Here is a 5,087-nt window from a genome sequence, read left to right as displayed (position 1 = left end):
CCGTCCAGTCCTCTTTGAGATATTGCGCTTACGAGGAAGGCGGGACGGACGGACAGAAGGACGGACGCACGGACGGACGGAAGGATGGACAGACAACCCGAAAACATAATGCCTCCAGCACCTAAAGGTGGCGAAGGCATAAAAAACGCAGTAGCAAATTAAGCCGTCGCAACCACGGCACGCGTGGCGATGAGTATCCCGCTCAGGAACGCCCGGCTGCACGACCTCCGGTGGCCGCAGCGGCCGCTGGACCCGCCCAAGTCGAACGGATGATCTCCGACCGATTTCATTCCTTCGAACACGAGAATCCACGATGAAAAGACGCACTTTCCTTGCTTCCGCGAGTGCTGCGGCCGTGTCGGCTTGCACCGCCTCTCCGCCCCCCGTCCAGCGCCGCGTGCCGGTCGAGGCGATTGCGCCTCCGGCCCCGCCGCCGCCGCCGATGCCCGCCCATTACGGCGCGATGCCGGACGAGCCCTATCCCGTCCCGGCCATCCCCGCGGGCGTGGTGCCCGAGCATCTCTGGCGGCAGGAGGCTGCAAACCCGTTCCCCGAGCAGCCCGAGGGCGCCATCGTCGTCGATCCCGACGCGGCGAACCTGCACCTGATCATGGGGAACGGCCGCGCCATGCGCTATGGCGTCAGCGTCGGCGCCGCCGGCTTTGGCTGGGACGGTCAGGCGGTGATCCAGTACGGTCGCAAATGGCCGCGCTGGAAGGTGCCGGCCGAGATGATCGCGCGCCAGCCTCAGTTCGAGCCCTACTCGGTCGAGAATGGCGGCATGGCTCCCGGACCCGGCAACCCGCTGGGTGCCCGCGCGCTGTACCTGTTCCAGGACGACGTGGACACGCTCTACCGCATTCATGGCGGGTGCGAGCCGGAATACCTGGGGCAGGCGGTCTCGTCCGGCTGCATCCGGATGCTGGACCATGACGTGATCGACCTTTACGAGCGGGTGCCCTGGGGCACGCCGGTCACGGTGCTGCATTCGGTCAAGCCGGCGCGCCTCGTCTCGCTGTATTGAGACAAGACCACTGATTGGCATGAACGTCGGAGCGCCCGCCTTTCGGAGCGCCCCGATCGCCGATCCGCGAGCGACCGAGCCTTGTGCACCGGCTCGCGTTCGGTGAAATGGGCCAACAGATACTGTGCCATTAGCACTTCCGTCAGGAAAGGGTGGCATGGCTGGCTTCGACGATTGGCCCCGGCGGATGTGGAACATGTACCAGAGCTCCTTCGTGGCGATGATATCGAGCGGCGATCGCGGCGGGTCGCCGGTCGCGGCCACGTTTCGCGCTTGATGCCGACGTTCTCCAAGCTCGTCGCCGCACTGATCCTTGCCGCCGGCGCCTGGTGGTCAGGCTCTGTGATCCTGTCCGGCCCCGATCTTCCGGTGGTCGCAAGGCGGTTCGCCGAAGCGAACGCTGCGCTGGGGCTGATCCTTGGCTGGGTCGTGGTGGGCACATCCGCGGGACGGGGGGTGGTGGCCGCTGTGTCCGCAGGCGTGTCGGGCGGGGTTGCCCTGCTTGTATCCAGCTGTGCCCTGTGGTCCTTCCTTGGAATGCTGCGGCGGGCACTGAGAACGCAATACGCGGGTCCGGTCGAAGGGCTCGTGGACGCTGTCCGCATCATGGTCGAGATGGCGCCGTTCTACTTTGTTCCCGGAGCCCTGCTGGGTGCCCTGGGCGGAGGAGCGCTTGCCGGAATCGCCGCTGAACTCTTGGCTGAAAGGCGACGTGAATGAATGCCATCTTCCTCTTTGGAACGCTGCTGGACCCGGACCTGCGCCGGATCGTTCTGGGGGCCGAGACCGAGGCGAAGCCCGCGCGCCTGCCGGGTTGGCGCGTGGAGCGGTCGGCGGACGGCGACTGGCCGATCCTCGTCCGCTCGGTCGGCGACACGGCTGAGGGCCTGCTGATCGCACCGTCGCCCGAGGGAGCGTCGCGCACGGATTACTACGAGGCAGGCTTTGCCTACGTCACCGAAGTGGCCGAGGTTGTAGCGGACGCTGGGTCAGTGGCGGCAAGGGTGTACCGCGCGCCGGCCGGAGCGGGTTCTGGCGCCGCGTGGAGCCTTGCGGACTGGCAGGCGGCGCATGGGGCCATGACACGCTTCGCCGCGACAGAGGTCATGGGCCTGTTCGGCCGGATCGACGTCGAGGCGCTGCGTTTCCGGATGGGCACGTTGCGCGCCCGTGCCAGTTCGCGGATCCGGGCGGGGCAGGAGGCTGCGCCCACCACTCTGCGCGCGGATATCCACCGCGACCGGGTCGAGGTGATTGAGCAGCGGGTGCCGTACCACCACTTCTTCGCCGTCGCCGAAACCGAGCTGCGTCACCCGACCTTCTCGGGCGGCATGTCCGGCCAGATGGAGCGCGCCGCGTTCTGGATGTCGGATGCCGTGACTGTCGTGCCCTACGATCCGGTGCGCCGCCGCGTTCTGCTGGTCGAGCAGTTCCGCTTTGGCGCCTACCTGCGCGGCGATCCCTACCCGTGGCTGCTGGAACCCATCGCCGGCCGGATCGACCCCGGCGAAAGTCCCGAAGCTGCCGCCATCCGCGAGGCACGCGAAGAGGCCCGGGTGGAGCTTGGCGCGATGCACCGGATCGCCGGATATTACTCCGGGCCGGGGGCGACCAGCGAGTTCGTGGACAGCTATGTCGGGATCGCCGACCTGCCTGACGAGGCCGCCACCGTTGCCGGCATCGAGGACGAGCAAGAGGACATTCGCAGCCATGTCCTGACACTCGACCACGCGCTCGACCTGATCGAAACGGGCGAGGCGGCGACGGGGCCGTTGCTGGCGTCGCTCTTGTGGATTGACCGGGCGGTGCGCCTGGGGCGTCTCGACCCGCCTTGAAGGTCGGGCCGCCGAGACCTACTGTTCGTCTCCTGAATGGAATGACGAAAGGCGGTAAGCGATGCGGATCCACAGCGACTTGGCGAGTGCCGTGGGGAACACGCCGCTGATCCGGCTGAAGGGCCCCTCCGAGGCCACAGGCTGCGAGATTCTCGGCAAGGCGGAGTTCCTGAACCCCGGGCAGTCCGTGAAGGACCGCGCTGCGCTCTACATCGTTCGGGACGCGATCGAGAAGGGCCTGCTCGAGCACGGCGGCGCCATCGTTGAAGGCACCGCCGGGAATACCGGCATAGGCTTGTCCCTCGTGGGTGCGTCGATGGGCTTCAAATCCGTGGTCGTGATCCCCGAGACGCAGAGCCAGGAAAAGAAGGACATGATCCGCCTCGCGGGCGCGCAGCTCGTCGAGGTTCCGGCCGTGCCCTACAGCAATCCGAACAACTACGTGCGCTATTCCGGTCGTCTGGCCGAAGAGCTTGCCAAGACGGCCGAACACGGCGCGATCTGGGCCAACCAGTTCGACAACACCGCCAACCGCCGCGCCCATGTTGAAACCACGGGGCCTGAAGTCTGGGAGCAGACTGGCGGCAAGATCGACGGGTTCATCTGCGCAGTCGGCTCGGGCGGAACAATCGCCGGCGTCGCCGAGGCGCTGCAGCACCGTGGCGTGAAGATCGGCCTCGCCGACCCCGAGGGATCGGGCATGTACAAGATCTACACCGGAGAGGAAAACGAGGGGAACTCGATCACCGAGGGCATCGGGCAAGGCCGCGTAACCGGCAACCTCGAAGGCTTCACGCCTGACTTCGTCTATCGCATTCCCGATGCCGAGGCGCTTCCCATCGTGTTCGACCTGCTGCGGGACGAGGGGCTCTGCATGGGCGGCTCGACCGGCACGAACGTTGCCGGCGCCATTCGTCTCGCGCGCGAACTCGGACCCGGCCACACGATCGTGACGGTCCTGTGCGACTACGGCACGCGCTACAGCTCGAAGATCTTCAATCCTGAGTTTCTGCGCGAAAAGGGCCTGCCGACGCCCGATTGGCTGGCAGAGACCGCCGCGCGCGCGCTACCAACCGTTTTTCGGGATGCCTGAGGATGGCTGTGGGGGCGAAGAGCGATCTATATTCAAGTAGGGCCTTGAACTCCCCCACATCCTTTCGCTAAACCCGCCGGCGGAGAGGTGGCCGAGTGGTCGAAGGCGCACGCCTGGAAAGTGTGTAGGCGGGAAACCGTCTCGAGGGTTCGAATCCCTTCCTCTCCGCCACCCACCATTTGTGTTGATTGGCGCCGGATGCTGTTCTAGCCTCTAAGGCGCTGGACTTGCGCACCATCCCGCCTGATTTCGATAGCGACCGCCTGATTTCGTTTTTGCTCGGTGCTGTTCATTCCGTGGTACGAAATGAGGTACTGGCATGGCCTACAGCACCGGCCGGCTGACGAAGAATCTCGTCCGCTCGTTTGGTCCCGGCCGTCATGGTGACGGCAATGGACTCTATTTGATCGTTGATCCTTCCGGCGCAAGACGATGGATCGTGCGTGTGACCGTAAAGGGCCAGCGCAACCGCGTGGGCAAGCCGCTGCGGACCGACTTTGGTCTGGGAGGCGCGGATGTAGTCACTCTGAACGTCGCCCGCGACCGGGCTCTCGAATACCGCAGGCTCGCGCGCCAAGGTGTGAACCCCAAGTTCAACCAGGATCTCGTGGTGCCCTGCTTCGAGGAGGTGGCCCGGACCGTTCACGTCGAACGGTTGCCAACTTGGAAAAACCCTAAGCACGCCCAACAATGGATAAATACGCTGGCGGATTATGCCTTCCCGAAGATCGGCAGGATGCCGGTTTCTGACATCGGGCAGCCAGAGGTCCTGCGGGTGTTGTCGCCGATCTGGACGGACAAGCACGAGACTGCCCGCCGTGTAGCACAGCGGATGAAAGCGGTGCTCGATGTCGCCAGGTCGCGCGGATACCGCGAGGGTGAAAACCCCGTGACAGTCGTCATGGATGGGCGCGTCCTGCCCCGAGTGAAAGCCAAGGTGAAGCACCACAAGGCCATGCACTGGCGTGAAGTGCCTGCCTTTTATGCGGCTGTTGTCCGGCAGCCCGGCACCGCTGCCAAAGCGCTGGCGATGACCTGCCTAACCGGCTGTCGCACCAGTGAAGTGCTACAGGCGGCCTGGGTCGTGTCGCGAAGGTGGTGGAAATTCGAAGGCGGCGTAATCTCCGGGTGAACC

General features: G+C 65.4%; 5 protein-coding genes and 1 tRNA gene. All 6 read left to right on the top strand.

Annotated elements, in window-relative coordinates:
- Nucleotides 1–313 precede the first annotated feature (313 nt).
- Nucleotides 314–1,024, top strand: a complete 711-nt coding sequence (locus ACFDS3_RS18915) for a L,D-transpeptidase (protein WP_375263896.1) — start codon at nt 314–316, stop codon at nt 1,022–1,024.
- A gap of 276 nt (nt 1,025–1,300) precedes the next feature.
- Nucleotides 1,301–1,744: a TrgA family protein gene (locus ACFDS3_RS18910; RefSeq protein ID WP_375263895.1), complete on the top strand. Its 444-nt coding sequence runs from the start codon at nt 1,301–1,303 to the stop codon at nt 1,742–1,744.
- Nucleotides 1,741–2,859, top strand: a complete 1,119-nt coding sequence (locus tag ACFDS3_RS18905) for an NUDIX domain-containing protein (RefSeq protein WP_375263894.1) — start codon at nt 1,741–1,743, stop codon at nt 2,857–2,859. Before ACFDS3_RS18910 ends, ACFDS3_RS18905 begins: the two co-directional genes overlap by 4 nt.
- Before the next feature lie 61 nt (nt 2,860–2,920).
- Nucleotides 2,921–3,952: a cysteine synthase A gene (locus ACFDS3_RS18900; protein ID WP_375263893.1), complete on the top strand. Its 1,032-nt coding sequence runs from the start codon at nt 2,921–2,923 to the stop codon at nt 3,950–3,952.
- A gap of 81 nt (nt 3,953–4,033) precedes the next feature.
- Nucleotides 4,034–4,123: transfer RNA gene (locus ACFDS3_RS18895), tRNA-Ser, on the top strand.
- A gap of 148 nt (nt 4,124–4,271) precedes the next feature.
- Nucleotides 4,272–5,084, top strand: a complete 813-nt coding sequence (locus ACFDS3_RS18890) for a tyrosine-type recombinase/integrase (protein WP_375263892.1) — start codon at nt 4,272–4,274, stop codon at nt 5,082–5,084.
- Nucleotides 5,085–5,087 lie beyond the last annotated feature (3 nt).

This window comes from Palleronia sp. (assembly GCF_042089775.1).
GTDB lineage: Bacteria > Pseudomonadota > Alphaproteobacteria > Rhodobacterales > Rhodobacteraceae > Palleronia.
Note: the sequence above shows the minus strand (reverse complement) of the source record. Positions and strands in the feature narration are given on the sequence as shown.